This window comes from Chitinophaga sp. CB10 (assembly GCA_001870995.2).
GTDB lineage: Bacteria > Bacteroidota > Bacteroidia > Chitinophagales > Chitinophagaceae > Chitinophaga.
Genome location: MLAV02000001.1, coordinates 12,342 through 38,626, shown reverse-complemented (window position 1 = coordinate 38,626; position 26,285 = coordinate 12,342). Strand labels below are relative to the sequence as shown.

The window sequence follows — 26,285 nt, the reverse complement described above, 5'->3', positions numbered from 1 at the left end:
TAATGATGGCTGTCCTATTCATGCCGGGGTTAACCACGATAGCGCAAAGCCCTCTCCCGCTCTATGAAAACGGTAAAGTGCCCAATGCCATTGCCGGCAATACCGGCCCGGATACTTTGCGGGGCAAGAGCTGGCTGACCAATGCAGATACGGTTATCCTGCGACCCAAAACGATCATGCCTACCCTCACCGTCTATACGCCGCCACCAGGAAAAGCCACTGGCATCGCCGTCATCGTTTGTTCCGGCGGTTCCTACCGGAATGTGGCCGACCGCGTGGAGGGCATACCCGCTGCGGAAAAGCTGGCCGATGCAGGCATTACCGCCTTCCTGCTGCACTACCGGGTACCGCGGGCCGACATGATGGTCAATAAGGAAATTGGCCCTGTTCAGGACTTACAACGTGCCATTCAGTATGTAAGGAAACATGCCAAACAATATGCTATTAAAGCGGACCAGGTGGGTATTATGGGATTTTCTGCCGGAGGACACCTGGTATCTACCGCAGGTACGCATTTTACCAACACCTACATTGAAAATCCCAACAATACGAGCATGCGGCCGGATTTCATGGTGCTGGTGTACCCTGTGATCAGTTTTACAGACAGTCTTACCCATGAACTATCCCGTCAGAATTTAATCGGCCCGGATATCACCCCTGAAAAAATTGCCACGTACTCCAATGAGCAACAGGTAACCGCCACTACACCGCCCACCTTCATTGTACATGCCGTGGACGACGATGTGGTAAAGGTTGGCAACAGCCTCTGTTTTGTAGCGGCGCTGCAGCAACAACGGGTGCCGGTCAAATTTTTTGTGTACACCCACGGCGGTCACGGGTTTGGCATCAACAACCGGACGGCGTCTATCCAGTGGATAGATGCTTGCATACCATGGATTAAAGAAGAAAGCTGGAAAACAGCGGCTCCAGCCAAAGGTTATTCCTACCTGAGATAATGCTTTACTTTTTGATATATACTTCCCGATGCATCCATACCGGGGCGTTCAATAAAGCGATAAGTAACCGCGCAGATTGTGAACGGCGCCTAATAAGGTATTGCCAGCCCGCTTTCCTTACCGTATAAAAAAACCTTCAGAGAGCGTATTTACGCCGCTCCCTGAAGGTTTTAATTCTATCATTGCATCAATTCCCTACTTGGCGCCTATCACCTTCAACCAGCTTGTTCCCGGCGGTTTAGTGGTGGCCGGCAGGGTAATACCGATCCAGTCCAGGATACTCGCCGCCACATCCAGGTTGTTTGGCGCTACCGTCGTACCCAGCATGAGGTTTAACGCATCCCAGCGGTATTTGCCGGTGATGGTAAAGTTCTTTTTGCTGCTGCTTCTGTCGTAAAGGATGTTGCCGGATTCTTCATCGCCCACCCAGTTGCCGATCAGGTTAGCGGCATACGGGCTGGCGGGGTCCACATCGAAAGCCTTGGCATTCGCCAGGATAGCGGCATCCGGCAGTACGGTGTTGTAGATATGCAGGTAGGTCATGTACATATCGATTTCATTGTTATCGTTGTAGATAACAGGGCGGTAGCCGATTACCAGCGGCGCCAGGGATTCTATTTTCGCCTCGCCCTTTTTGATGGTGGTGGTAGCTTTCGCCGTACCGTCCAGGAAAGCGCTGGCCGTATAGGTGTGCCCGTTAGTGGCGTCGTAGGTATGTTTCAGTGTAGCCGTGATCGTATGCCAGTTGCCATCGCTGATGCCTACGCCCGGTCTTACCTCGTTGGCATTTTTGCCATCCTGGTAGGCGAAGGCGATGCTGGTACCATCCCTGTAGAAGCCCCAGCCGGCAATGGCGCCATCCAGGGAGTCGATCTTGCTCAGGAATGGCGGATAGCTATAGGTATAGTTACCACGCGGCCCTTTATTGAAACGCACTTTGGCTTCGATGGTCATTTCCTTATCGCTGAGGTTATAGAGGCCGCCGTCATTGTTTTCCGCACGGATGTAGTTGCCGGCGCCACCGGTATAGCGTATGCCGGCAGCGTGATACGCGGAACCGTCCACACGGCCGGGCGTAATGATCGGGCTGTAGTAGATGGTCATGTTATCCCTTTCAAAGTGGGAAGCCCCTCCTATCCTGTTCTGGAATCCGCCGGTGGTATTCTGAATTACCACCAGCCATTCCTCTTTAGCGCTGTCCTTGCGGGCCTGTAAGGCTTTGATTACTTCGCCGATGCGGGCGTCCACGTCCATGATGGACTGGCGGTAATCCGGGTTATCGGTGAAACCGCTTTTTTTGCCGGCAACGGCAGGGCCGTTAAAGTTCACGATCACCAGGTCAGGATCGGCGGCAGACAGCTCTTTTACCGCTTCGTCCGCCACGCCTTTATCGCCTTTGGCAGGGTCTACGTTCACGATGCGGTCCGCCACGTTCATGGTGAAGTAGTTGAGGTCCGCCCATTGGGAAATGCTGGTGATTTTGGCGCGGTTATTATCTTCCTTGATGTAGTAAAGGAAAGTATTGTAGTATTTAATCGGGTCGTGGCTGCCTTCCACGGAGCGAGGGATCAGGGTACTGTCCACCACCTTATGCGACTGCACGGGGAAGCCCGTCATCAGCGAGGTCCAGGTGGAGCCGGTGGTATTGATGGTATCGTTCATACCGGAGAAGGTGTACACGCTTTTCGGCAGCAGGCCTGCGATTACAGGCGGCTTGTAGGCATCGACCAGGCGGGCAATGGCGCCATCGATGCCGATGAGCAGCACCTTTCTTTCTTTGAGGGTTGGACTACCGATCAGCTGGTCCGTGGTATCGGTGTTATAACGAACCGGGTCTACCGTTTCCCGCGTGCAGGCCGTCATTCCGATCATGGCTGCAAACACGCCTGCCAGTCCGCATTTGATATAGTTTGAAAATAATTTCTGCATAAGATACATTCGTTAGGAATGAAACAATCCGTTAAAAGAATTTGAGCCAGAGGCGACCTCCGATTTCCCAGTCGGGATTGAGTTCCAGGTTCAGCCAGTACGCAATCTGGTAGCACAGGTCCGTGTTGTTGGGCGGATTTTGTTTATCCGCATTGCCGGAGCAGGGCAACACATAGTTTATTGCTTCCCAGGTAAAAGTGCCGTTTACTTTGAAATCCTTTCCGATAGCGGAAGGCGCCACATTCCTGATCAGGGCTCCTTTGCGCTCATTCATCGGCCACCAGCCGATTAATTTAGAGAGGTAGGGATGCTGATCCAGCACGTTGGTACAGCTGAACGCCGCGATGGTAGCGGCAGGCAGCGTATCGTTCCAGATGCGGATATCGGACATGTAGATGGTCACCGGGGTATTGATGGAACCTGGTATGAAGCCCAGCGTCAGGGGCGCGGTACTGTTGAGGTTTCCAAACTCGGTCACCGTTACGGAGTTGTTGTATTTTCCATCGGTATAGGTAGAACAAACCCTTACGTTGTTTGCTTTCGTGGCAAACACACAGGTCAGGTGATGCCAGTTGCCATCATTGATATCTGCGCCTTTTGCCTGCAGGTTTTTGGTAGCGCCGGTACCGGAAAGGTTCACCTGCCAGTAGCTGCCTTCCTGGAAGAAGGTCCACCCGGCCTGGCCTACGGCGAAGCTGGCGCGTTTGGATAAGAAGCCAGGATAGGTAGGATTGCTACCTTTCGGCGTTTTCACTTTACATTCCACGGTGAACTGGTTGGCGGAAGACGGCGCGCCGAAGTTGTACATGGACGCATCGTTCAACACGGCATTCACCGTTTTTTCATTCTGCTCGTTGAATTTGATACTTGCCGGAATGGTTTGCGGCTGATCAATCTGGTAGCGGAACAGGTCAGGGCAATAGTAGAGGGAGAAGCTGTTCATTTCCGCATCACTGTCTGACCCGTAGGATTTATCCTGGCCGCCGTGGGTGGATTGCACGATCACCAGCCAGTTTTCGTTCTGGTAATCCGGGCGGCTGTTAATGGCATTGAGCAGCTCGCCGATGTAAGCGTCCACCTGCTTGATGGCGGCGGCATATTCCGGCACGTAGCTGTAGTAGCCGTATTGCTTACCTGCTTTGTTGATGCCGTTGAACTGCACGAACATCAGGTCCACGCTGTCTTTTTTCAGGCGGTTAACGGCGGTATCCAGTACTGCTTTATCATTGTCCGGGGTGGTTACTTTTACCGCGGCATCAGCCAGCAGGGTTTTGTTGACCGCTTCCCAGGCAGTCACTGAAACAGATTTCAGTTCCCGCTTGCCCGTTTTTTTGATGAGGCTGAGGAAAGGCGCGTAACGCGCGCCGCTGGTGGACCTGGCCGTGAGAGAGCTGTCGCGTATCTCGTTTTTGGCGTAAGGCACGCCCGTGTAGAGCGTGGCCAGGGAAGCGCCATCCGTGGTAACGGTATCCGCTTTGGTATCGTAGCTGTAGGTGCTGTGCGCCAGCATTTGGGTGATAACCGGCGGCGCAACGGCTTTCAGCTGTTTGCCGGCGAGGCCGTCTACCACGATGACCAGCACTTTACTTTTGTCGGTAAATTTTGGTTTATCGGCCGTATCGCTCGGTACCTCTGCTATTTTGGAGCAGGCGGCTGCCAGCATGGCTACGGTAGCGGCGCACCCGAGTATGTATGTCAGTTTTTTCATTTTTTGTTTTTTAGGGAGATGTTAAACATGCAGGGCTAGCGGATATCGTTTAGCCATATCTGTTCCGTCAGCAGCGGGAGCCCCAGGGCCAATACCTCTGCCCTGGCCGTCGGCGAAGGGTTAATGCCCCAGTAACGGAAAAACGGATAGAGGTCCTTTTTCGCGTACTTGCTGGCATTGACGTAAAAGAAGTCCTTCTTCACCACATCGATGTAGATCTCACGCTCGGTATGGCGCGCTTCCCGGCAGATGTAGCCCATCATGCCGTAGCCATATTTCTGGAAGAGTTGTACAAAAGGGATCAGGCGCTGAAATACATCCGTTACCGTTACGAAAGTTTTGCCGGTGCTGTCTTTTTTAGCGAAGTCGAGCGCCGGCTGTACGAAGTTTTGCTCAGCATCGTAAATGCGCGGTGGTTTGCCGCCAAAACGGTTCGCAATTTTAAATACGAACAGGTTGTTGGATGTTTCCGTGAGGGCATCGGCGCCGCCCCAGCTCCAGGTGTTGATCATCTGGTAGTTGTGGCCGATTTCGTGGCAAGGGCCCCAGCTGGCGCCGCGACTGATCATCGCGGTATCCAGGAAGTCCGCATGCCAGTCCAGGTAAGCCATACAAGGATACCCGCTATGGCCGCTACCCAGGGAAATCTGTATATCCAGCACAAACCGGTGCGGTGTACCGGGCGCCTGATCAATAGGGTCGGCAGGATTGTCGGACAGTCCATACCATTCATTATAATCTTTTTCGATGACGTCATCCCATTTCTTCATCACTGCTTCTGCGTTAAAAGTATTCAGCAATCCCAGCAGCACTTTCCGGTACATGGTGATGATGAAACGTTTGCCTCGGAGTTCCACCACCGGTACCTGTGATTTGCGGACGGCTTCTTTCCAATCGGCATCGGTTGTTTCTCCCAAAATAAAATCGGGCGACTTACAAACATTACTGAATGTAACGGTCACTTTTTTAGGCGCGGGCCCTGTAGGTATGAGGTAGATGGGGCCGCCGTAGATATTACGGATATAGTTCACGCCAGGGAGTACTGTCTTGCGGGTAACGATCACGCCTGCACGCAGTTGTGGCATTTTACCGTTGATATTGTCCGTATGGGCGCCTACCTGTACGGTCATCCCTTCGGTGCCCTGCGGCACTACTATTTTCACCAGTTCGCCCGGGCCGGCGTAGAAGCCGGTGCTGAACCAGTTGCCCGGAGGCGAAGCGATACGCAGCTGCGGCGATACCAGTTTATAATTCAGGTCGATGGTGACGGATGCGTTCATCAGCCGGGGCTCCACTACAGACACCAGGCCGGGGAATTTACGGGCATCCGGGAAGCCGCTGCTGTCGATCCGGGACATGCTGGTATCGATGCTGCCGATGCCGGTAGTGTCCTCTTTCAACGGCTTATCATACCCGTTTTCAAAGTTGTATTCCTTTGTACAGGCCACCAGGAGCGTTCCCATCACCAGTATGCCCGCCAGCGGTTTTATGTTGAATGATTTCATGTACGATTAGTTTAGTTGATAAAAGAACATTACTGGTTGATCACCGGGAAATCGCGGTAGGTAGCCGGCCAGGTTTTGCCATCCAGCTTCCAGTCCAGGCTCACCGGCTGTTTCATCCAGTTGTAGATCACCATCGGGATATCCACCGGGTTAGGCACATAGCGGTCGAAGTTGGGGATCACCGGGTAGAGGTACCCGCTCGGATCGGCAAATTCATCCCAGGTGTAGTTGCCCACGAGGTTGTAGTTGCGTTTAAAAGGAGATTGATCTACGAACTGTTTGCCGCTACCATCTGTACAGGTCCAGTAACCGATCAGGTTCGCATAGTAGGGATGCGATTTATTCACCACGGTCCTTTCCGCCCAGGATTTGATTACCTGTTCAGGCAGGGCGGTATTCCAGATACGCACGTCCGTGATGTAGGCATTTAACCAGTTGGTGGTAAATACTTCCGGGAAAGGTCCGATGATGGTATTTGCCGTAGAGGTCATGCTGGCGAATTTAGCATTCGCAATAGAGCCTGTTTTCAACAATTTACCATCTATATAAAAATAGGTATTTAAAGAAGTGCCGCTTGGCTGTACCACGCCGGTAAGCGCATGCCAGTTGCCATCCGGGAAGGTTTCAGCCGGCGTAAGTTCGGATTTGGTGGTACCATCCGCCGTATAGAAGGAGAAGCTGTTACCGTTGCGGAAAAACGCCCAGCCGGCGGTATTGCCCGTTCTGGCGTTCACCTTTCCGAAGAAGGGCGGGTAAGTGTAGTTGTAGTTACCGGAAGCATTCTTCACGATTTTGATCTTACACTCGAAGGTCATGGCGCGGGTAGTGATATTGAATGCGCCCGCATCGTTGAGCTCCGCGCGGTTGTATGCGCCGTTGGTCTTAGGATCGCCCGTCATGCGTACGGCTTTGCCTTCATAGGCCACGCGGATTTTTTCCGGCCTGGCAATTGGCGCGGCCACAAAACGCGGGTTGTAGAAGAAGGTGAAGCTGTTGTATTCCGGCACGCTGAAAACGGTACCATCATCTTCCGCAGGCGGCACGGTCCATTTACCGCCTTTGTTGGAGGTTACGATTACCAGCCAGTCTTCCTTTTTATAGTTCTTACGGGCACGGAGGGCGGTGAGTAACTGGCCCACCTGTTCATCCGCTTTCCGGATGGCGGCAACATATTCCGGCACGGATTCATCATAACCGAATTGTTTGCCTGCTTCGTCCACATCGTTGTATTCTGCAAAGATGACGTCTGTTTCTTCTTTTCCCAGTTCAGCCACCACGCTGGCGGTTACCTCGTCGTCGGTAGGCAGTACTTTGTTGACGTCCATGTTGTTGCCGATCAGCTGCTGGCTTAAATCCGCCGAAGCGCAGAAGGCGGCGCTGGCCTGGATGATGCCGGCATCCTTGAGGCGTTTGGTAAATACCGGATAGTCGGTCAGGTTAGCCTTGGTGAGGTCGTCCCCGGTGACGCCATTTTTGGCAGGCAGCACGCCTGTGAGCATGGCCGCCCAGTTGGCGCCGTTGGTACCGGAAGCGTCGGACACGCCTGCCCAGGTGTACACGGCGCTGTCGCGCATACCCCAAAGCACGGTTGGCTGCAGGGAACGGACGGTATTGCCTCTTACTCCATCCAGCACAACAAACAGTACTTTCCGCTCCCCGGTATTCAGTGCAGGATCATTTTTGTAATCTGTGCCGGACAGCATATCGGATTTATCCTTGTTACAGGAAACCGTGATGATGATAGCGGCCATTCCCAGCAATGAAATGATCTTTTTCATATGATTGAAAGATTGTGGTGTTACAGATAATTATTTAGCCAGTACCAGTCGGAAGATATTGCCCACGTTCGTATTGTCGAACGATGGAATATACCCGTAAATCAGGACGGCGGTTTCGCCCTCTGCGGAAGTCGTTTCCAGCATGCCATACACGGCGCCGTTTAAGTCGCCGGTATTGTTATAGGCCGCTGCATAGGAGCCGTCCGCATTGAGTATTACCATTCCCCTTCTGATGCGGGTACCATATTTCTCAAAGCCGCCGGTTACCACGATCATCCCGTTTTTGAGCTGCATGGCGTAAGTGGCGTACCCGTTGAGGAATACATCCGTCTGGAAGTTTGTTACCGGCGAGCCATCTTCATTCAGCAACATCAGGCCATGGCAGGGCTGCCCGTTATAGCTGGTGAAGTTGCCCGTGATGAGGAACTTGCGGGTGGTCTTGTTAAAGGTGATGGAAAACACATCCCCATTGGCGCCTGATCCGGCTTTGAAAGTATTGTCCACCCGGCCGTTGGCGTCCAGGCGTGCAATGTTGCCTGCGGTCACCCCATCGAAGCGGGGGAACTTGCCTACCATAACGAGCTTCCCGTCGTACATCAGGATGGCATCGGCCAGGTATCCATCCGCTCCCGGCATACCTTCGTGGTTGGCGAGGTCGTAGTGATAAGTGGAATCGAGGTTGCCATCCAGGTCCATGGCCATCACGGAGTGTACTACCCGCCGGTCTGTTACCTTGGCATTGCGGGTACTGGATTTATAAAAGATCTGCTGATACAATCCCAAAGAGCCGAAAGCGATTACCCGGCCATTGCGTGCGAATATCTTCGTTGGCGCGGAGCTGGAACCGCCGTTGAAAGCGGAAACGGTGTCCTTTGAGAGCGCCTCCGTCATATCAGGCAAACCTGCGTCCGGATCGTAGTTGTATTCTTCCGGGATCACGGTTTGTACGGTGGTATCAATTTTTCCGGAGATGTTTACTCGGGCAAAATTGAAGAGGCCTTTTTTGTAGCCGTAGGTGCTGAAGGCGCCCGCTACGATGAAGCGACCGTCTTCCAGTTCGGCGGCGGAATGGATACGGCCATTACGGCCCGCTGCGGAGTCCGTACTCATATCCGTTACATACTGGCCGTGTTTTTCAATTTTGGCGATACCATTGAGCCAGTTCCCTTGTCCGTTACTGTTATACAGCCTGAAGCTGCCTGTCAGCAGGTAGCGGTTGTCGGAAGTAGGAATAATCTGGTAGATGAGTCCATCGGTACCGCTGCCGGACTTGAACGTATTATCCAGCCGGGCTTTACCGCGTACGCGGAACAGCGGCGCGGGGAATACCTGCGCGCCGATGGTTACCCAGCCGGTACCGGTGCTGGCTTGTGCCGGCACGACCACCGTGAGGGTGGAATCTGTGACGCTGCTGATAGCGGCTTCTTCCCCATTCTGGAAAAAGTGGATGGAATCCTTATAAGCCAGCAAGCCTCTTACGCTGTAGGTGACTTTTTCACCCGCCGCGCCGGAGGAAGGGGAAGGCAGCGCTTCGCTGAACTTTACGCCCAGCTGCGGCTTTCCGCCGGCATATGGATCCGGAAAGAATTTGTCATTATCCTTCTGGCAACCTGCTACCAGGCCGGCCGCCAGTGTGATGCACATTATTTTATTTTTCAGTGATACTGTCATGTTAGCAATTTGAAAGGTGACTACTTACCGGTGTAACCATAAAAGAGGCAGCGGTTGTAAAAATCAATCACCGAAAATCCAAAGTCGTGCGTAGCGGTAGCCAGCGCATGTACTACCCCGTTCGTAGGTTCAATATTCACGGACGATACGGCCGACCTGATGAACATACCTGACTGCGCCGGCGTTGGCGCATAGGAAATAAACAGCTGCCTGTAGCCTACGTATTTGGCCGAGCCTTCATCGTTGTACACCACGCCGATATGCATGATCACATCATCGTAGGATTTCATGTACACGCCCGGGTAGGTGCTGAAAAACGCCCAGTCCACCTGGGGAAAATCATTGAGCATATACTTTCCGCGGAAAATATATTTCCCCAGCATTTCCCGCCATACCTGCGCCGGCACCTGTTCCAGCGTTTTGATGGTATCCTTGCCGGTTTGATACAGGAGGAGGTTGGTTTCGTGGATGGTACTGTCGATGGACATGTCGTTTGGCGCAAAGAAGGTCAGCTGTTCCTTGCCCAGCACATCTTCCAGCTTCGCCAGCTTGATCACTTTCACGAGTTTGGTAAAGTAGTCGTTGCGGGCTTCCAGGTACTGCATAATGGTGCCATCATACTTGCCCTTTGCCAGACCGGTATCCTGGTAATAATCCTTTTTGCAGGCACTCAACAGCATGACTACTGTTGCCAGACCGATCACGATAGAGAAGAATTGTTTTTTCATTTTCATCTGCTTTAAGGTTTAACGCCAGTATTCGTTGAGTGTCATTAACGGGTTATTATCGAGCGCGCTTTCATCGATAGGCCAGGTCCATGCGCCACGGAGGAATGCGGACTGGCTGATCGGGGCGCTGCAGTATTCGGAGTTAAGGATGCGGTGGGTGCGTACCAGGTCGTAGTAGGCATGTCCTTCGCCCATCAGTTCCTTCGCGCGTTCCCAGAAGATGGCATCTTTCAGGGCCTCCCCGCCAGCGCCAACGTAGAGCGGCGTTTCGGCCCTTGCCCTTACGAGGTTCATGAGGCGGATGGCCTCTGCCTCGTGGGCGCTGCCCAGTTCGGCGTTTGCTTCCGCCGCCAGGAGTATGGCGTCAGACAAACGGAAAAATATCAGGTTACCGTCGAATGCGATGTTACTGCCGGCGTTGGCGGCAAACTTGCGGAACTCCACGAGGTTGCCGTTGGTGTACATGGTATTGACATCAAACCATACGTCCCTGCGCTTATCCGCAATACCCAGCGGGTACATCTTCTTCATAAATGCCGCCACCGGCGCTACGTAAGCGTAACCGCTACCGGCGCCATGTTCCAGCACGTTATCGTTCAGGTACTGGTAACCGAGGCCGCGTACTTCTCCGTAGTTCACGTTTTGGGTGAACTCGAACAGACCTTCTTCGCTACCGCCTCTGAATAATGTTTTGAACTCAGAGATGGTGAGCAGGCGGTAAGCGCCGTTGTTTTTTTCCAGCAGCTCCTTGCCCAGGTCTACTGTGGCCTGGTAGTATTTATCCTTGTTGGCTTCGTCGAAACCTGCGTTCCACATGTTCATGTGCATCATCAGGTCCAGCGCGGCGCCGCGGGTAGGGCGCACGGCTTTCATTTTGGTATTGGTATATGCCCAGGGCAGGTCGTCCTTTACGGAAGCCAGGTCAGCGATGCAGGAGTTGAGTACGTCTACAAATTTGGTACGGCCGATGATTTTATCGAAGTAAGGCTCGTTGTAATAAGGCACGTCCCCGTATAAACGCACCATGATAAAGTAGAGGAAGCAGCGCACCCATACGCCTTCGGCGCGGTAACGGCGTTTATCCTCATCCGACAGTTCGGAGGTGGAGATGTCCATTACGCGGTCCTGCAGGATGCCGGCTGCCTGGATTACCTTGAAGTAAGGCGCCCATTTGCGGATATCATCGAAATGAAAGAAACCATTCCAGTAATCATGCACATTTAAAGAGCGCATATCGTTGTACACGAGGTAATCGTAGTAGTACCTGGTTTTCCAGGTGCTTACCGACTTCGCCGTTTGCCGGTACACGCCGCAGCGGAATTCCGCTGCGAGGAAAAAGGAGTTGTTCAGCAATATATCTGCTATCTCCCCGTAAAGGTTATTGGTGAAACGCTCTACGTCATCTCTCGTTTTCCAGAAACTAGCACCGGATTCCTTTACAGGGCTTTCCGCGTCCAGGAATTTTTTACAGCCCGACTGGCTGGCGCAGAGCAATACTGCCATTCCTATCCCGATTATTAAACGCTTCATATATCTGGGTTTTATTGCTTGATTCGTTAAGGTTAAGATTAGAACTGTACGTTAAGACCCACGGTCACTGTTTTACGAACCGGGTAGCCATCTTTCTGGTCGCGGCCCAGCGCAGATACTGCTTCGGGGTTTGGCCCGCTGTATTTGGAGAAGATGAACGGATTCGTAACGGTTACATAAGACCGGCAGGAAGTTACTCCCCAACGGATAGTTCTGTCGCGCGGGATGGTGTAAGACAGCGTGATGGTTTGTATTTTGAAATAGGAACCATCTTCTTCAAACAGCGTCTGATCCACACGGTATGGGCGTACCTGGCCCTGGCGCACATAGTCGAACGGATTCGGGTACTTGGCGATATCACCGTTTTTACTCCAGTAGTTGTAATCGTCCAGCGGCACCAGCGCTACCTTGGTATTGGTAGGGTTGGAATATCCTTCAAAGCGGTATTGCACGGCGTTGTTGAGGATAGACCTGATGGCGGTATAGCTGGCGGTAACGTTCATAGACCATGGCCCGTAGGTGAGGTAAGAGGTCAGACCACCGGTGATCAGCGGCTGGCTGTTACCGGCATAGATGTAATCCAGTTCATTGATGATGTAATCGCCGTTCAGGTCCGTCCAGATAGGATCACCGGGGCGGCCCAGCATCATAGCGGTACCGGCGTAGTTCATGACCATGATGGGGCGGCCGGTGGCCGGATCTACCTGTACATCTGCCATGGTCGGATATGCTCCGCGGGTATTGAGCAATACGTTGGTGAAGGTATTGCGGCCTACGCGGCGCAGGATGCTCTGGCGGTTGGTGCTATCGTATTCCAGCATTTCTCTTGCTCCGTTAGGGAGGTAACGCACGTAATCCTTGTTGATAGCGCCGTTAAACCCGATGGTCCATTGCAGCTTGCTCGTTTTGGGCAGCGGGCGGTAGGTGAAATCCCACTCAAAACCTACGTCCATCAGGCCTGCATCGTCGCTCCAGGTTTCCTTGAAACCGCTGGTGTTAGGCAGGGTTACTTTAATAAGGCTGTTGTCCACGTACTTCAGGTAAGCATCCAGCATGACGTTGAACTTACCATTCCACAGGCCGATGTCGATACCGGTGTTATACTGCGTGGTAGAGAGGGCGCGCAGGTGGTTGTTGGGCAGCAGGCCGTAATCGATACCACTCATGGGCTTATCGTTATAGCGGCCGCCGTTGCGGTCATCGTAGGTACCGTATGCATAGAAGATATTACCCTGCGGCACTACGTTGCGGCCCCAGGTGAGGCGGATGTCCGCATAGTCCAGCCAGGTTTTATCCTTGAAATAATTTTCGCGGTTGATATTCCATTTAAAACCGAAGGATGGGTTGTTAGAGAACGGCGTTTTACGACCCAGCTTGGAAGAGGCGTCCCTTCTGAAAGATACATCAAGGATGTATTTATTCATGAAGCTGTAGGTGGCGCTACCGGCCAGGCCCATGTCCCGCTCGTCTGTAGCATTGTCCAGCACGCCGCCGCTGCTGAACCCGGAGGAGGAGCCCAGCGGGCCTTTCAGCTCATCGCTGGCGGTACCGCGCAGGCGCAGCTTACTGGCCTGGGAGCCGGATTTTCTCAACTCGTTGAAGAAGTAGAAACTCAGGTTATGCTTTTCGTTGATGGTTTTGAAGTAGTTCAAACCGCTGCGGCTGTACAGCGTGTGGCGGCGGCCATTGTAGGCGGTCACCTCGTCCAGGTTATTATTGATGGCTGCGGGGATGAAGTTATCTTCCGTTTCGCCGGTATAGTTGTAGCTGAAGTTGGTGGTAGCGTGTAAGCCGGTCAGTATTTCATAGTCGATATCCACGCTGCTGAGTATGTTCGCCGTTTTGTTGATGTTATCATTACGAAGGGCGGCTACCGCATTGGCGGAGGCGGAATAGAACGCCGGCGCCGGCAGCAGGGAAGATTGGTTGCCTGCCTTACCTACGTCCGACTGGGTGATACCATTACCGCTACCCTTACTGTTCTGCCCCAGGGCCGCCTGGATGGAAGCATATACCTTCAGGCGGTTGGTCGGCCGGTACTGCATGTTGGTGTTCATGTTGTAGCGGTTGAAATCCGTGTTTTTCAGGATACCGCTTTCCTTGTAGTAACCGAGGTTCACCTTGTAGTTAAAGCGGTCGTCCCCACCGGACACACTCATGTTATGCGTGGTGTTATAGGTGTATTTGTAGAACAGCCCCTGCCAGTCGGTAGAGTTATTGTAATAAGGGTTCAGGGAGTCGGCCAGGAACGGTGTGCCGTTGATCAGCTCTTTTGCCCAGGCCAGCGTATCCGTATAGTTTAGTATCTGGTTGATGCGCATGCGGCGTTCTTCGTTACCGCCGATCACCTTGCGTAAGGTAGGCGGGATGCTCACGAAGAAGTTGCCGGTATAGGATACGATCGGCACTTTGGATTTACCTCTCTTTGTATTGATGATCATTACCCCGTAAGCGCCGCGGGAGCCGTACAAGGCGGTGGCCTGCGCATCTTTGAGGATCTGGATGCTTTCGATATCTTCCTGCGGGATGAGGGAGAGCGGGTTCAGGCCAGGGCCTGCCTGGTTAAAGCCGTATTCGAAGTTGGTGTTAGGGTCTACCGGCACCCCGTCAATCACGAACAGTGGCGAGGTAGGCGTCAGGAAGGCATTATCGCCGGAGCCGCTGATGGTCATGGTACTCAGACCACGCATCTGGATGGTACCTGCGTATCCCGGCGCGCCGGTATTGTTCTGGATGTTCAGACCGGCCACTTTACCCTGGAGGAGCTCCATTACGTTGGCTACCGGGGCATTTTGCAGTTCCTTACCGGAGATCAGCACGGTGGAACCAGTAACGGTTTCCCTTGACTTGCGCTGGTAACCGATCACCACCTGTTCATTCAGTTTATTTTCTTTAACGAGGAGGTATATACGCATTAACTCCCCTGCTTTCGCTTTCACTTTGATGGGATTGTAACCCATGGATTGAAAGGTTAATTCCGCGCCTTCCGGTACGTTGATGGCAAAGCTACCATCCCCGTTGGTGGTACCTACCCCTTTAGGCGGTTTACCCACGAGGATAGGCACGCCCGGAATGCCTGTATTGGCGCCCTTTTCATAAACAATCCCCCGTACGGTTACCATGTTGGTCTGCGCTGCTGCGCAAACGCTCCAGAGTAAAGCCAGTACCGTTAAGAGTTGTTTTATCTTCCCTGGTATAATTGCAGACTTATACATTAAGGTTTGATTTTTAGCATTGATAATTTTAGTTCAGTTAGCACCGCATTAGTTATTGCGGAAATCAGGATTACCCCTGTAAAACCAGAAGATAATTTTCCAGGCGCCCGGTTCGAATATTCTGAACTGTGTGCCGATGGTGGCGTCCTGGCGCATGCCGCCAGTTCCGATCCTGTTGAAGCTGAACATGCTTTGCGCGGACAGGCCGTTGACCGTGGTGTACTGGGTGGTAATGGCCGCCAGCGGGATCGGGTAGGCTACCTGGTAGGTAACGCCTTCCGGTGTGAATACCGGCTCACCGAAGTGGTGGCATACTTTTTCCCATTGGGTACTGTTGAACTTTTTAGGATCGATGGGCGCGTAGGAAGAATCGCGGAATTCAAACGTGAGCGTATTTTCCTTGCTGTTGAGGTCTTTATAAAAAACCATCTGCACATCGGCAGAACTTAAGTAACTATCGTCGTTATAATTCTTGATACCGCTTACCACAGAAGGGCGCAGCACGCCGTAGGAGTTGCCTGTTACGGGGTCCACGTTGGTGGGCTCGAAAGGCTGCGGGCGGAGCGGTTGCAATTCCAGGTTGTGGATCACCTTGGAGCCGCCGCTGTTGGACACTTCGATATCGAACTTGTAACCTTTGTGCGGCTGTACTTTCACGGCGTTCAGGTATTGCAGGTCCTGCGGGGTCCAGAATACGAGCTGGCCGGAATGTTCGCGGACTTCGAAGAGGCGGTGTTTTTCGATCACCCGTTTCTTCTCGATTTCCTCGCGCGTGGTTTCAAAGCCGGTGTAGGCTTCTTTCCATACCTGGACGTCGAAGGTTTTATTGAAGAGGTCCACCGTATCGCCGGTTTCGGCATCGCGGACGCTGAGCATTTTAAATGTCAGCGGCAGCGTGGAGTGGTCCGCATTGAAGATGGTTGCAAACGGATCGTTGGGCATTACCGTGGTACGGCCCAGGATCGGCTGGAAATTGGATTGGGTGTACCCGGCTCCCTTGCTGAGATAATCGGCATCTGCGGGCAATTTCACACAAGCATGCAGCAGGCCCATCGTCGTCATTGCTAAAAGTAATTTTTTCATTGTTACATCATTTATGAGCGGTCAGCAATAGGATTTATTTGTTGAAGCGGGTGATGAATTCATTGAAACCAAATTCATGATCGCCGCTAAGCACATGCACCACGCCATTACGCAGGTAGGTATCCATCGACATGGTGTTGGCCCTTACCCACTTGTTGATATAGAATGAACCTTTAGTATCGCTGTAAATAATATACTTGGGACCACCGTTGGCCATACCGGAAGCCGTTTCGGTAAACAGCTGCATATTGGCGCCACCGCCGTATTTCAGGGAGGTGGTGGTAAAGCCGTCCGGATAAGGCGCGAGGCTGTCCGTCGTGAAAAAGCCCGGCACAATGTAGCGGCACATGAGGGTATCCAGGTGTTGCTGGTCCAGTGAGCTGAGGGTCACGGGCGCTTTCCCCTGTTTTTGCCGGAGGATGTTGAGGTTGCGCAGAGCGGCGGTATAGCTGGCATTGGTCAGTGCAAACACGGTGACTTTGGTATTGCTGAGGATACGCTTCAGCCCTACCCTATCGATCACCAGCACCATGGAATCATATACGCCATGTTTGCTTTGCAGGTAGTCGTACACGTTAGCATCTATCTGCGGCGGTTGTTTTACATAGTTGATATAACCGCCATCTTTCTGACAGCTGGCGGCAAATACTACTGCCAGCAGCAGCAAACAGACTCTTTCAAAAATTTGATTTCTTTTCTGCATGGCAATATTTATTTATTCCAATAAGAATTTTGTGTGAGCTTAGGATTGGCGGCCATGGCTTCTTCCGCTACGGGCCAATAGATCGCGCCATTCTGTACCATGGCTGCAAAAGCGGGATTGGCGGCCGGGCGGAGGCGGGCATAGCGCACCTGGTCGTACCAGCGCCACCCTTCTCCCATGAGTTCTCTTCTTCTCTCCCTAAAAATTTCATCCAGTATATCCACGCCGTTGAAAGTAGGGCTGGGTATGCCGCGGCTCACCATCACCTGGCGCAGCCAGTTGAGCGCTTCCGGCATGTTGTTGGTTACCACGGCGGCTTCCGCGCGGAGCAGCGCCAGTTCCTCCATGCGGGTGAACATCATGGTAGCGTTGAACATGCGGAAAGTTCCCTTATCCAGCTTACCATCCTGTAATACCTTGATTTTGGAAAACACCGGCGTGTTGGTGTTATAATTCACGAAGTAGTATTCCGTTTTAGGGTAACCGGTGGCGAGGTCGATGCTGAAACGCTCATCCCCGTTCCAGGTGAAGATTTTGATGATACTGTCCTTCTGTACAAACAGGTCCGGCATCAGCTTGCTGGTAATGGGTTTGGCGAGCACGTAATCTTCCAGGTGGCCGGCGGTGATGCCTTCCCCGTTATTGTAATCGAAGGAGAAGTTGAGCATCTGGCTGGGGCCCATGCGATAGAAGAAGCCGCTGTCGCTGTCGCACAGCAATTCGGTATTGTTGGTAAAAGAGATGTCCGCCGTTTTGTAGTTATCCATAATGAACTGGGTATAGCTCATTACGTCGTTATAGCGCTGCTGCCAGGCTGCAATATGCGCCAGCACTGCGTATGCGCTGATCTTGTTCACCAGGCTGCCTTTCCAGAAGCTGTACCCCTGGTTGTAGTAGAGGCCTCCCAGCAAAGGATCGGTGGAGTTATAGATTACGGGCAGGTCTTTCGCGGATTCGATCAGTTCCTTTTCCGCAAAGGCAAGTACCTGCTGCTGTGGCGTTCTTTCCAGCTGCGGGAATTTACCGTCGAAGGAGCTTACCACCAGGGGCACATCTCCCCAGATGCGCACCATATAGAAGTACAGGAAAGCGCGCATGGCTCTGGCCTGGGCAATGTCTATACGATTGGTGCTGGCGGGATAGTAGGCATCTTTTTTAGTGATTTCACCGGAACGTTCGATGAAGAGGTTGGCGGCGTTGATGGCGGCGTAAAAGCGGCGCCAGTTTTTCAGGCTTTGCAGCATCGGCAACGATACATTCAGGTCGTTGTTCACGATGGCTTTCAGGTCCGTACGGGTGATGGCGGTGAAGTCGCCCTTGCGGAACTCCCCGTACATCCAGAAGGCGGCATTATCCGTCAGCGCTGCGCGGGAAAGGCCGTAAATGCCCATCAGGGCGCTGCGCGCGTCCTCCACGTTATTCCAGTAGTCTTTTTCACCCACCAGCCTGCTCGACGGCACATCCAGTGATTTGTTGCAGGCGGCTGCCATGGCCAGGAGGCCTGCTGCTACCACTGCTGCTTTTATTGAGCGATATATTTTATTCATACAAAATCAGATGGCTATTGATTATAAATCCAGTTTCAATCCTACGGTATAAGTTTTCGGTACCGGAATCGTATATCCGTTATCGTAACCATTGTAATAGGTCAGCTCCGGATCGCCGCCTGTGTAGGCCGTAAACGTGAGGATGTTATTCGCCGTTGCGTAGAAGTAGCAGCGGGTAAGGGTTGGCGCTAACCGTTTCAGCAGTTTGGAGCCGGCAAAATCGTATCCCAGGCTGATGGTACGGAGCTTCACGAAATTGGCTTTTTCGAGGAAGAGGTCCTGGTCCGCGCGGAAAGGAATGGTAGCGCTCCACGGGTTGTAGATGGGATATGTTTTCATATCCTCGTTACGTTGCCAGTAGGTGATATCCTTAACGGAGCCGAGGTCCGTTTGTCCGTCGTGGTTAGCAAAGTCGAGCCGGGTAGCCGTTTTGCTGTTGAGGATGGATTGGCCCAGCGCATAGTATATGCTGAAGGAGAAATCCAGTTTACCATAGCGGAGGGTATTGGCGAAGCTGCCGAAAAGCGTAGGCATGCTATGCCCTTTCAGCACTTTGTCTTTATCGTCGATGGTGAAGTCGCCGTTCACGTCTTTCCACTTGGCATCGCCGGCGGCAAAGGGGGTGCCTTTGAAAGTCAGCGGGGAACCGGTTTTGCTGTTCACCGGCACTTCGGCGGCGGTGTTGTAAATGCCTTCATTCTGATAGAGCCAGAACATGTCCACGGCCTGCCCTACTTCAAAGTGGCGGTCGCCGATGGTGAGGGATTTAGCGCCGCCTGGCAGGGCTTTCAGGGTGTTCTGGTTATAGGAAGCGGTGAGGGCGGGCGTCCACATGAATTTTTTGGTACGTACCAGGTCGACGGACAGGGTGGCTTCTACCCCGCTGTTGTTGACCAGCATACCGTTTTCGTAGATGCTGCTATAGCCGCTTTCCGCTACTGCCGGCATAGGGGCCAGCATGTTGCGGTCATTTTTATTGTAGTAATCACCGTTGATGCGTACCCTGTTGTCATACAGGGAGAAGTTAGCGCCGAGGGTGAAGATATCTGTCGTTGCCCATGGAATATTTTCGCCTACCCAGCCAAAGGAATAAGGCCGTGAAAGGCCAGCAACGCCTGCGTAGGAGGAGGCGTTTTTGTTGGCGCTCCAGCCCATATCCACCTTATACTGCGGGCCTGCGGCAAAGCGTTCATCGCCGGGGAGGCGGCCGATGCGGCCGTAGCTGGCGTGCAGCGTGAGGTCAGACACGCGGGTGAGCGCAGGGAGCAGGTGTTCCTTCACATCCCACTCTACGCCGGCGGATGGGGACAGGAGCCAGCGGTGGGCAGGATTGATGAGGGAAGAACCGTCGCTACGCAGGGTGAGCGAGAGGCGGAGGTAATTGTTATATACATATTTCACGTTGCCGTGGAAGGAGAGCAGGCGTGTTTTTTGGCCATCGATGAAGCGGTACACCAGCTGATTGGCGTAGTACAGCGGGGACAGGTAGTTGCCGGCATCCGGGTTGGAGCCTACTACGTTCACCTTGATACGGTCGCTGGCGCCGTTATAGGCGCGCTGGTAGTTGTAGCGGAAGTTATCGGACTGGAAGAGGTGCCCTGCTTCGAAGCTGAACTTATGTTGCGGTGCGGGTTGCCAGTCGTAATCGATGGTGTTCTGGAAGCCTACCCGCTGGTTGTTGCCATAGTAGTTGGATACGTAGTTGGCGCCGTCCATGAGTGTAGACGGGTAGAAGATATCGCGGTCGCTTTCGTTGTAATCGAAGAGCAGGCGCGTGGTGTAGCGTACGCTCTTCCAGTTGAACATCAGCGAGAAGCTACCCTGAATGCTGTTGAGGTGGTTTTTATCGAAGCCTTTATCCAGTTCACGGAGGTAGAGGCCATAGGCGTCCCTGTTAGGGGCGAGCGGGCTGGTGATATCCGGTACATAGGCCGTTTCTATATAACGGTCTACCATACTCGTATTCCGCTGCCTGTCCATACGGGTGGCGTTGATGAGGGCGGAGCCCATGAGCCATTCCTTCGGCGCCATGTTCACGATAAAGTTCGCGTTGTATTTATCCAGGCGGGTATTATCCGCGATACCGTTGGCGGTAGTTTTATCTGCGAAGAAGCGGAAGTTCGCTCTTTCGGAACCGCCGGAGATGGCGGCGTTGATACCGTGGCTGGTGGTGTTCTGGAAGTAGAGGTCCGTCCAGTTGGCATTACCGTAGTAAGCGGCGTTGGAGGAATCCCTCAGGTATGGCGGGAATGCCAGGGAATCGGCGGTGGTAGCGTACTTTTCGTAGTAAGGTTTACGGGCGCGGTTTTCGTACTGGCCGTTGGTGGTAAACACCGGGTCGTAGAGGTTAACGCCGAAGTAGCTGTTGATACTGATTTTACGGTTACCGAAGGTAGGCGTTTTAGTGATGATGTTGATAACGCCGTTAGCGCCTCTGGGGCCAAAAAGCCCGATGGCGGCGGCATCTTTATATACGTCGATCGACTGAACGTTATCCAGGTTGACGATGTTGAGTAGGTTGATGGCTGGTCCGAGGCGGTTTTTATCATTTACCTGGATATCAAACACCATGGAGTTATCTTGTACCAGGGGGATGCCGTTGAGATATACGGCGGGTTGCACCTGGTACACATCCTGCTTGGAAAGCAGTGGCATGGCCAATCCGCGGATGAACATAAACTGTTCGGTTCCGGGTTCGCCGCTGGGTTCCTGTGTATAGAGCCCCCTGATGTTTCCTTTTACCATTTGCTGCAGCGAGGTATAAGGATAGAGGGCCACCTGTTTAACCGCCAGGGTGTCAGCGTTGGTAAAGGCTGCGGGGATGTTTCGCCTGCTGAAGACTCTTACCACTTCATTGGCCACGGAGCTGTCTTTGACAGGAGGTAAGGAATCCTTATTAACGGGAGGCAAAGTATCCCTTGCAGGTAACGGGAGATTAAGACCTGCTGCCATGGCGCCGTGCGGGTTGATGCACAAGGCTACATTGAGCGTACAACAGGCGGCCACCAGCGACTGCACCCAGCGACGCTTTCTGTCAGACAACCGCATGGATAGATGATCTCTCATTGGTAAAAAGATTTAATTGGATTATAAAGGCAACAGCATTCCTTCCAGGCATTTTTCAACACCTGCGCACAAGCGGAATACCGCTGTTATTCAGCTATATGTTATACGTTCGGATGTCTGTTAAAAGGATATTCGGGCACGCGAAGGAGACGCATGCAGGATGCCTTTGAAGAATAGTAGCATTTATTCATTGTTCATTAATTTTAAAACTTTCTACGCATGAGTCGGTCCATTCAGCAATGTTCATTGCTGTGTAAGCATACAAAAATGAGGTTGACGTGATTCACGTGTTCATACAGGGTGGCAAAGCGGGGCTTTGCACAATAGGCACAACGCTTCATCGCACGGAATTAACGTTACAAACTCCCGGAATTGCCGGGCATTTTGTACTCAGGTGTGTAACATGATCGAATTTTTGATTACGGCTACGACTTTTTACAATTTATTTGGTTGATACTTCATTGTTCACGCACAGCACTATATCTTCTCACAAAGTAATAAGCGTAATTGTTACCTTATAATCTCTGTTAAAAAAGTGAAAATTCTATGACAATGCTTTTTTCATGCGCACTATTTCACTGGTACTTTCAGGACACAGGCATGACATAGAATGATGCTATATTATCGCGCTCGGACAAAGAACAGTTGATGTTGAATATGTTGCTCATCGTAAAGATATATTTTTTTCAATGTGGTTCTTACATTTGCGGAAATATTTTTTAGATGAAACAGATCGTATTGGCGAGTACCTCTACTTTATTTGGGGAAGAATTCCTGGCTTACCTGAAGCCGGCCATGAAAAGTTTATTTGCGGGGATCAGCGAAATTATCTTCATCCCATTTGCAAGGCCCGGAGGTATTTCCCACGACGATTATACGGCGAGGGCTGCGGAGGGGTTTAAGGAGCTGGGTATTGCCGTGAAGGGGCTGCATACCTTCGAAAATCCTGCGGCCGCCCTGGAAAACGCGCAGGGCATTTTCACCGGCGGAGGCAATACTTTCCTGCTGGTAAAAACTTTACATGAACTGGGTTTGATGCCGCTGCTCAAGGCAGTAACGGACAAGGGCACGCCTTACCTGGGCTGCAGCGCCGGCACGAATATAGGCGGCGTGAGCATGCAAACCACCAATGATATGCCGATTGTTTATCCATCCAGCTTTGTCACCAGCGGGATGGTGCCATTCAATATCAACCCGCATTACCTGGATCCTGTGCCTGGCAGTCAGCACATGGGCGAAACCAGGGAAACCCGCATCCGCGAATTCCATACGCAGAACAGCACCCCGGTAGTAGGCCTGCGGGAGGGCAGCTGGATACGCGTACAGGGGGATGCTATTACCCTGGAAGGGAAATTGTCGGCAAGGATTTTTGAACAGGGGAAGGCGCCGTATGAAGTGGAGTCAGGAGCGGCATTGAATTTTCTGCACTAATATGGATATACGGCATATGCCGTGATTGTACGGAAATGTAAACGGGAGAGATAAAGCGCCGCGGCGTTTAATCTCTCCCGTTATCCTATCAACAACCGCCAGATTTATCTGGCTATTTCAATCTTTACTTTCTTGTTCTTGATTTTTTCCCCCTTGATCATTTCCAGGGTATGCCCCACTTTGGAGCGTACAACGGCCACGAAGGAGAAGAAGTCCTTCACTTCGATGAGGCCGATATCCTCCTTCTTCAGCTGACCTTTATTGCCCAGGAAGCCTACAATATCGATTTTGTTTACCTTATCCTTTTTGCCGGCGGCGATGAAGAGCGTTACCCACTTTGGCTTTTCAGGCAATACGGCCTTTTCAGGCAGGGTGATGGCGTCGATATCCGGGGATACGTAAGGCATCAGCTTTTCATCAGGCCCGAGGAGGATAATGGCGGTGCCGCTGGCTTCCATGCGGGCGGTGCGGCCGTTGCGGTGCACGAAGCTATCTTCCGTATGCGGGAGGTGGTAATGAATGATGTAGCGGATATGCGGGATATCGAGGCCACGCGCGGCGAGGTCCGTTGTCACGAGGACGTTTACCGTACCGTTCCTGAACTTGCAGAGGGCGCTGTCGCGCTCCTGCTGCTCCATTGCTCCATGGTAAAAAGTATTGAGTATGCCTTTCTCGGAGAGCAGGCTACTGGTGCGCTCCACCGCTTCGCGGTGATTGCAGAACACAATGGTAGAGCGGTTGCCGAGGTGACAAATGAGGCGGAACAGCGTATCCACTTTGTCCGCTTCGGGAGAGCGGACCTGTTTTATTTCCAGTCGCTCTGCAGCGGCGCCGTTTTCCGGCAGGAAGTTAAGCCGCTGCGGATTGTCCAGCACCACAAAGTCCGGTATCTCTACCGCCTCCGTGGCAGATGTAAGCTGGTGGCGCTTTACGTTAGGCAACGATGCCACGATGAAACCTACTTCTTCCTGGAAGCCCAGTTCCAGCGTTTTATCAAACTCGTCCAGCACGAGGGTTTCGATACTATCTACGGTGATGTTGCCGCGGCGGATATGATCGCCGAGGCGGCCAGGGGTGCCTACGATAACGGCCGGCGCTTCGACCAGGTTGTTCTCTTCCGTTTCGCGGAGGTGGCCGCCGTAGCAGGCGGTGATCTTATAGCCGGTACCCATCTGGCGGAATACCTTTTCTATCTGCAGGGCCAGCTCACGGGAGGGCACTACGATCAGCGCCTGGGTGGACTTCACGCCCTGTTGCAGCCTTTCCAGCACGGGCAGCAGGAATGCCAGCGTTTTGCCGGAGCCGGTAGCCGATAACAGGATCACATCCTTGTGCGTTCTGTTGGCTTCGAGGGACGCCAGCTGCATATCGTTCAGCGCTGCTATTTTCAAATTGGCAAGTATTGCCGGTATAATTTCTTTTTGCATTTGCCGCAAAGGTAGGGTATTTCCGGCAAAGCGCCGGCCGGCCGGGGAAGCGGCGGTTTTTGCCATTCCAGGGACATTTTTGTATTTTAGCCGGCTATGAAAAATCTGATTCCTATCGCCGCTTTGATGGTTTGTGCCTGTAATTCCGTGAATAAGGAAACGGCGCATGACTCCACCACGATTGCTGATTCCGTGGTAACGACCCACACCGCCACGGTGGTACCGCTGGCGCCTCCCTCCCATGATACGATCACCGGCCATTTTTCCGCTGCCGGCAAAGCTGATACCGCGTTCATTACTATGGCCACCCCGGAACATCCGGACGATCCGGACCAGGAGGTACAGGATAAATACCTCGTTACGTTCAGCAGCGGTATTCCTGCGCTGCCGCCGTTTATGGGCGCCATTTCCGTGCAGAACGAGGGGGACCTCAACGGGGACGGCCGCGACGAGGTGTCTGTTTTTAATGAACCCCTGCATGGATGCACGTTTACCTGCACGACGTGGACGTTTAACGGTACGGAGTGGAAGCAGTTGCTTACGCCGCTGCTGATACCGACGGGCTGTGATCCGCTGACGGATTCAGCGATGCAGGCGCGGGTGTTTTTGGAAAACGGGAAGTTGTACCGGTGGGAAGAGGATTTGAATGATGAGAATTTCACGCAGGAGAAGAGGGAGGTTTTTTTCTCGCAAAGCGGTTTTTTTTCTCGCAAAGAGGCAAAGGGGGATTAAGGGCGCAAAGGGATTGTGGTATGATGTATTATAGGATAACAAAAAACATTTTTAGTGTCTATAATTTGGTTTGCAGCTTTGCGAGAAAAAAAACTCCTTAGCGGCTTTAATTTCCTTGGCGGCTTTGCGAGAAATAAACCTCCTTTGCGCCCTTAATTTCCTTTGCCTCTTTGCGAGAAATAAAACTCCTTAGCGCCCTTAATTTCCTTTGCCTCTTTGCGAGAAAAAAAACCTACCGCGAGCCAGCCATCGCATCAATCCACTTCGCTATCAGCTCCACTCCTTCCCTATGCACCAACGTTCTTGCCAGCTCGGGCATGGCCGTTCCCGGTTCCACGCTGTTCATGCGGTAATACAGGATGCTGTTGGCCGCATCCCCCGGCACGATGTCGTAATCCAGGCCGCCGGCGCCGCCGCCTGCGGATACGGGCGATTTCATCACTCCCTGCACTTTGGCCGTCGTTTCATAATCGAGGAATAAGCCGGTGTTAAAGGCATCCCCGCCTTTGATATGGCAATGCGCGCAGTTCACATCCAGGTAGGCGCGGGCACGTTCGTTTACTGAGTAATGCAGGCTGTCGTTCCAAACGGGCAATGCCGGCAGTTGTTTGGCGTCAGGCAAACCCTTTACCAGCCCCATGCCGGCCCAGGCCTGCAACTGGTTCTGCGAATGGCCGGCGCGCGTGAAATTCAGGTTGCGCCATTTAGGGCCAATAGGCGTGAGCGTGCTGTTGTTGATATGACAACGCTTGCAGTCGTTGGTATTCGGCACCTGGTAGTTCGTCGTGTGTGCCTGCCCGTTATCGTCCAGCAGGGTGATGGGAACGCGTTTGCCCAGCAGCCAGCGGTCGGCATCCGTTTGCTCCTTGTTCCAGAGGTAGTTCATCACCTTCCAGCCGTGATCGTAGGGATCTTTGTACAGGAGGCGCGTTTCAATCATCACCTTGCGATGGAGCGTATCCGTATAGGCGAAGTTTTTGATGATAAACGTAGCGTCCGGGAAATGCGGGAGCCCGTCGCCGGTGTAGGTCAGCGCGCTGTCCGCCGGCAGTACAATGAACCGGTCTTTCACGGCATAGTCGGTAAATAAGGGAGTGGCCAGTTCATAACTGGTAACTCCCTTACGTGGTTGCAACAACTTCAGTTCCCCTTCAAAGAAGTGGTAGTCCGACAGCCTGTCCAGGAAACGGAAAGGCCCGGTTTGTTTTTGCTCCGTCCTGTTGTTGCAGCTCAAACAGGCCAGCAGCGCTACCATCATCACATAACACTTTCTCAT

At 52.7% G+C, this 26,285-nt stretch carries 17 protein-coding genes; 3 read left to right on the top strand and 14 right to left on the bottom strand.

All coding sequences use genetic code 11. The features are described 5' to 3' along the window. The first annotated feature begins 2 nt into the window (after positions 1–2). Entirely contained in the window at positions 3–956 is a 954-nt protein-coding gene (locus BOC67_RS00130; protein WP_291906059.1) for an alpha/beta hydrolase, read from the top strand. A gap of 195 nt (positions 957–1,151) precedes the next feature. Here the strand turns inward: BOC67_RS00130 and BOC67_RS00125 are convergent, their stop codons facing one another. The 12 genes from BOC67_RS00125 to BOC67_RS00070 are packed head-to-tail and all read right to left on the bottom strand — an operon-like array spanning position 1,152 to position 21,419. Beyond that, on the bottom strand, positions 1,152–2,885 hold the full coding sequence (locus BOC67_RS00125; RefSeq protein WP_291906058.1) for an alkaline phosphatase family protein: 1,734 nt from the start codon (positions 2,883–2,885) through the stop codon (positions 1,152–1,154). Positions 2,886–2,916: 31 nt separating this feature from the next. Then, entirely contained in the window at positions 2,917–4,593 is a 1,677-nt protein-coding gene (locus tag BOC67_RS00120) for an alkaline phosphatase family protein (protein WP_291906056.1), read from the bottom strand. 35 nt (positions 4,594–4,628) lie between these two features. Then, positions 4,629–6,098 (bottom strand): M60 family metallopeptidase, encoded by a 1,470-nt coding sequence (locus BOC67_RS00115; protein WP_291906054.1) that lies wholly within the window; start codon positions 6,096–6,098, stop codon positions 4,629–4,631. A 29-nt stretch (positions 6,099–6,127) separates the two neighbouring features. Further along, complete coding sequence (locus BOC67_RS00110; RefSeq protein ID WP_291906053.1) at positions 6,128–7,876, bottom strand: LamG-like jellyroll fold domain-containing protein; 1,749 nt, start codon at positions 7,874–7,876, stop codon at positions 6,128–6,130. A 30-nt stretch (positions 7,877–7,906) separates the two neighbouring features. Next, positions 7,907–9,547: a DUF5008 domain-containing protein gene (locus BOC67_RS00105; RefSeq protein ID WP_291906052.1), complete on the bottom strand. Its 1,641-nt coding sequence runs from the start codon at positions 9,545–9,547 to the stop codon at positions 7,907–7,909. Between the two features lie 20 nt (positions 9,548–9,567). Next, on the bottom strand, positions 9,568–10,275 hold the full coding sequence (locus BOC67_RS00100; RefSeq protein WP_291906050.1) for a fasciclin domain-containing protein: 708 nt from the start codon (positions 10,273–10,275) through the stop codon (positions 9,568–9,570). 18 nt (positions 10,276–10,293) lie between these two features. Continuing rightward, positions 10,294–11,805 (bottom strand): RagB/SusD family nutrient uptake outer membrane protein, encoded by a 1,512-nt coding sequence (locus BOC67_RS00095; protein ID WP_291906047.1) that lies wholly within the window; start codon positions 11,803–11,805, stop codon positions 10,294–10,296. A gap of 38 nt (positions 11,806–11,843) precedes the next feature. Continuing rightward, positions 11,844–15,020, bottom strand: a complete 3,177-nt coding sequence (locus BOC67_RS00090) for a SusC/RagA family TonB-linked outer membrane protein (protein WP_291906046.1) — start codon at positions 15,018–15,020, stop codon at positions 11,844–11,846. A 48-nt stretch (positions 15,021–15,068) separates the two neighbouring features. Continuing rightward, positions 15,069–16,103, bottom strand: a complete 1,035-nt coding sequence (locus tag BOC67_RS00085; protein ID WP_291906044.1) for a DUF5007 domain-containing protein — start codon at positions 16,101–16,103, stop codon at positions 15,069–15,071. Positions 16,104–16,137: 34 nt separating this feature from the next. Further along, positions 16,138–16,806 (bottom strand): hypothetical protein, encoded by a 669-nt coding sequence (locus tag BOC67_RS00080; RefSeq protein WP_291906042.1) that lies wholly within the window; start codon positions 16,804–16,806, stop codon positions 16,138–16,140. A gap of 8 nt (positions 16,807–16,814) precedes the next feature. Then, positions 16,815–18,353 carry a RagB/SusD family nutrient uptake outer membrane protein gene (locus BOC67_RS00075; protein ID WP_291906040.1) on the bottom strand — a complete coding sequence of 513 codons (1,539 nt, stop codon included), beginning with the start codon at positions 18,351–18,353 and terminating at the stop codon, positions 16,815–16,817. A 21-nt stretch (positions 18,354–18,374) separates the two neighbouring features. Beyond that, on the bottom strand, positions 18,375–21,419 hold the full coding sequence (locus BOC67_RS00070) for a SusC/RagA family TonB-linked outer membrane protein (protein ID WP_291906037.1): 3,045 nt from the start codon (positions 21,417–21,419) through the stop codon (positions 18,375–18,377). 723 nt (positions 21,420–22,142) lie between these two features. Between BOC67_RS00070 and pepE the strand changes: the two genes are divergently transcribed. Next, positions 22,143–22,850 carry a dipeptidase PepE gene (gene pepE / locus BOC67_RS00065; RefSeq protein ID WP_291906036.1) on the top strand — a complete coding sequence of 236 codons (708 nt, stop codon included), beginning with the start codon at positions 22,143–22,145 and terminating at the stop codon, positions 22,848–22,850. A 104-nt stretch (positions 22,851–22,954) separates the two neighbouring features. Here the strand turns inward: pepE and BOC67_RS00060 are convergent, their stop codons facing one another. Continuing rightward, entirely contained in the window at positions 22,955–24,343 is a 1,389-nt protein-coding gene (locus BOC67_RS00060; RefSeq protein WP_291906035.1) for a DEAD/DEAH box helicase, read from the bottom strand. Between the two features lie 30 nt (positions 24,344–24,373). On the opposite strand from BOC67_RS00060, the gene BOC67_RS00055 reads away from it, so the two are divergent. Then, the gene (locus BOC67_RS00055) at positions 24,374–25,009 is read left to right on the top strand and encodes a hypothetical protein (protein ID WP_291906032.1); all 636 of its coding nucleotides are present in this window, start codon (positions 24,374–24,376) and stop codon (positions 25,007–25,009) included. A gap of 232 nt (positions 25,010–25,241) precedes the next feature. Here the strand turns inward: BOC67_RS00055 and BOC67_RS00050 are convergent, their stop codons facing one another. Further along, a complete protein-coding gene (locus BOC67_RS00050) occupies positions 25,242–26,285 on the bottom strand; it encodes an SO2930 family diheme c-type cytochrome (protein WP_291906030.1) in 1,044 nt (347 codons plus the stop codon).

What these genes read in the sequence shown, in the direction of transcription:
- BOC67_RS00130 (WP_291906059.1), top strand. Translation starts at nt 3, where the DNA reads ATGATGGCTGTCCTATTCATGCCGGGGTTAACCACGATAGCGCAAAGC.
- BOC67_RS00125 (WP_291906058.1), bottom strand. Translation starts at nt 2,885, where the DNA reads ATGCAGAAATTATTTTCAAACTATATCAAATGCGGACTGGCAGGCGTG.
- BOC67_RS00120 (WP_291906056.1), bottom strand. Translation starts at nt 4,593, where the DNA reads ATGAAAAAACTGACATACATACTCGGGTGCGCCGCTACCGTAGCCATG.
- BOC67_RS00115 (WP_291906054.1), bottom strand. Translation starts at nt 6,098, where the DNA reads ATGAAATCATTCAACATAAAACCGCTGGCGGGCATACTGGTGATGGGA.
- BOC67_RS00110 (WP_291906053.1), bottom strand. Translation starts at nt 7,876, where the DNA reads ATGAAAAAGATCATTTCATTGCTGGGAATGGCCGCTATCATCATCACG.
- BOC67_RS00105 (WP_291906052.1), bottom strand. Translation starts at nt 9,547, where the DNA reads ATGACAGTATCACTGAAAAATAAAATAATGTGCATCACACTGGCGGCC.
- BOC67_RS00100 (WP_291906050.1), bottom strand. Translation starts at nt 10,275, where the DNA reads ATGAAAAAACAATTCTTCTCTATCGTGATCGGTCTGGCAACAGTAGTC.
- BOC67_RS00095 (WP_291906047.1), bottom strand. Translation starts at nt 11,805, where the DNA reads ATGAAGCGTTTAATAATCGGGATAGGAATGGCAGTATTGCTCTGCGCC.
- BOC67_RS00090 (WP_291906046.1), bottom strand. Translation starts at nt 15,020, where the DNA reads ATGTATAAGTCTGCAATTATACCAGGGAAGATAAAACAACTCTTAACG.
- BOC67_RS00085 (WP_291906044.1), bottom strand. Translation starts at nt 16,103, where the DNA reads ATGAAAAAATTACTTTTAGCAATGACGACGATGGGCCTGCTGCATGCT.
- BOC67_RS00080 (WP_291906042.1), bottom strand. Translation starts at nt 16,806, where the DNA reads ATGCAGAAAAGAAATCAAATTTTTGAAAGAGTCTGTTTGCTGCTGCTG.
- BOC67_RS00075 (WP_291906040.1), bottom strand. Translation starts at nt 18,353, where the DNA reads ATGAATAAAATATATCGCTCAATAAAAGCAGCAGTGGTAGCAGCAGGC.
- BOC67_RS00070 (WP_291906037.1), bottom strand. Translation starts at nt 21,419, where the DNA reads ATGAGAGATCATCTATCCATGCGGTTGTCTGACAGAAAGCGTCGCTGG.
- pepE (WP_291906036.1), top strand. Translation starts at nt 22,143, where the DNA reads ATGAAACAGATCGTATTGGCGAGTACCTCTACTTTATTTGGGGAAGAA.
- BOC67_RS00060 (WP_291906035.1), bottom strand. Translation starts at nt 24,343, where the DNA reads ATGGCAAAAACCGCCGCTTCCCCGGCCGGCCGGCGCTTTGCCGGAAAT.
- BOC67_RS00055 (WP_291906032.1), top strand. Translation starts at nt 24,374, where the DNA reads ATGAAAAATCTGATTCCTATCGCCGCTTTGATGGTTTGTGCCTGTAAT.
- BOC67_RS00050 (WP_291906030.1), bottom strand. Translation starts at nt 26,285, where the DNA reads ATGAGAAAGTGTTATGTGATGATGGTAGCGCTGCTGGCCTGTTTGAGC.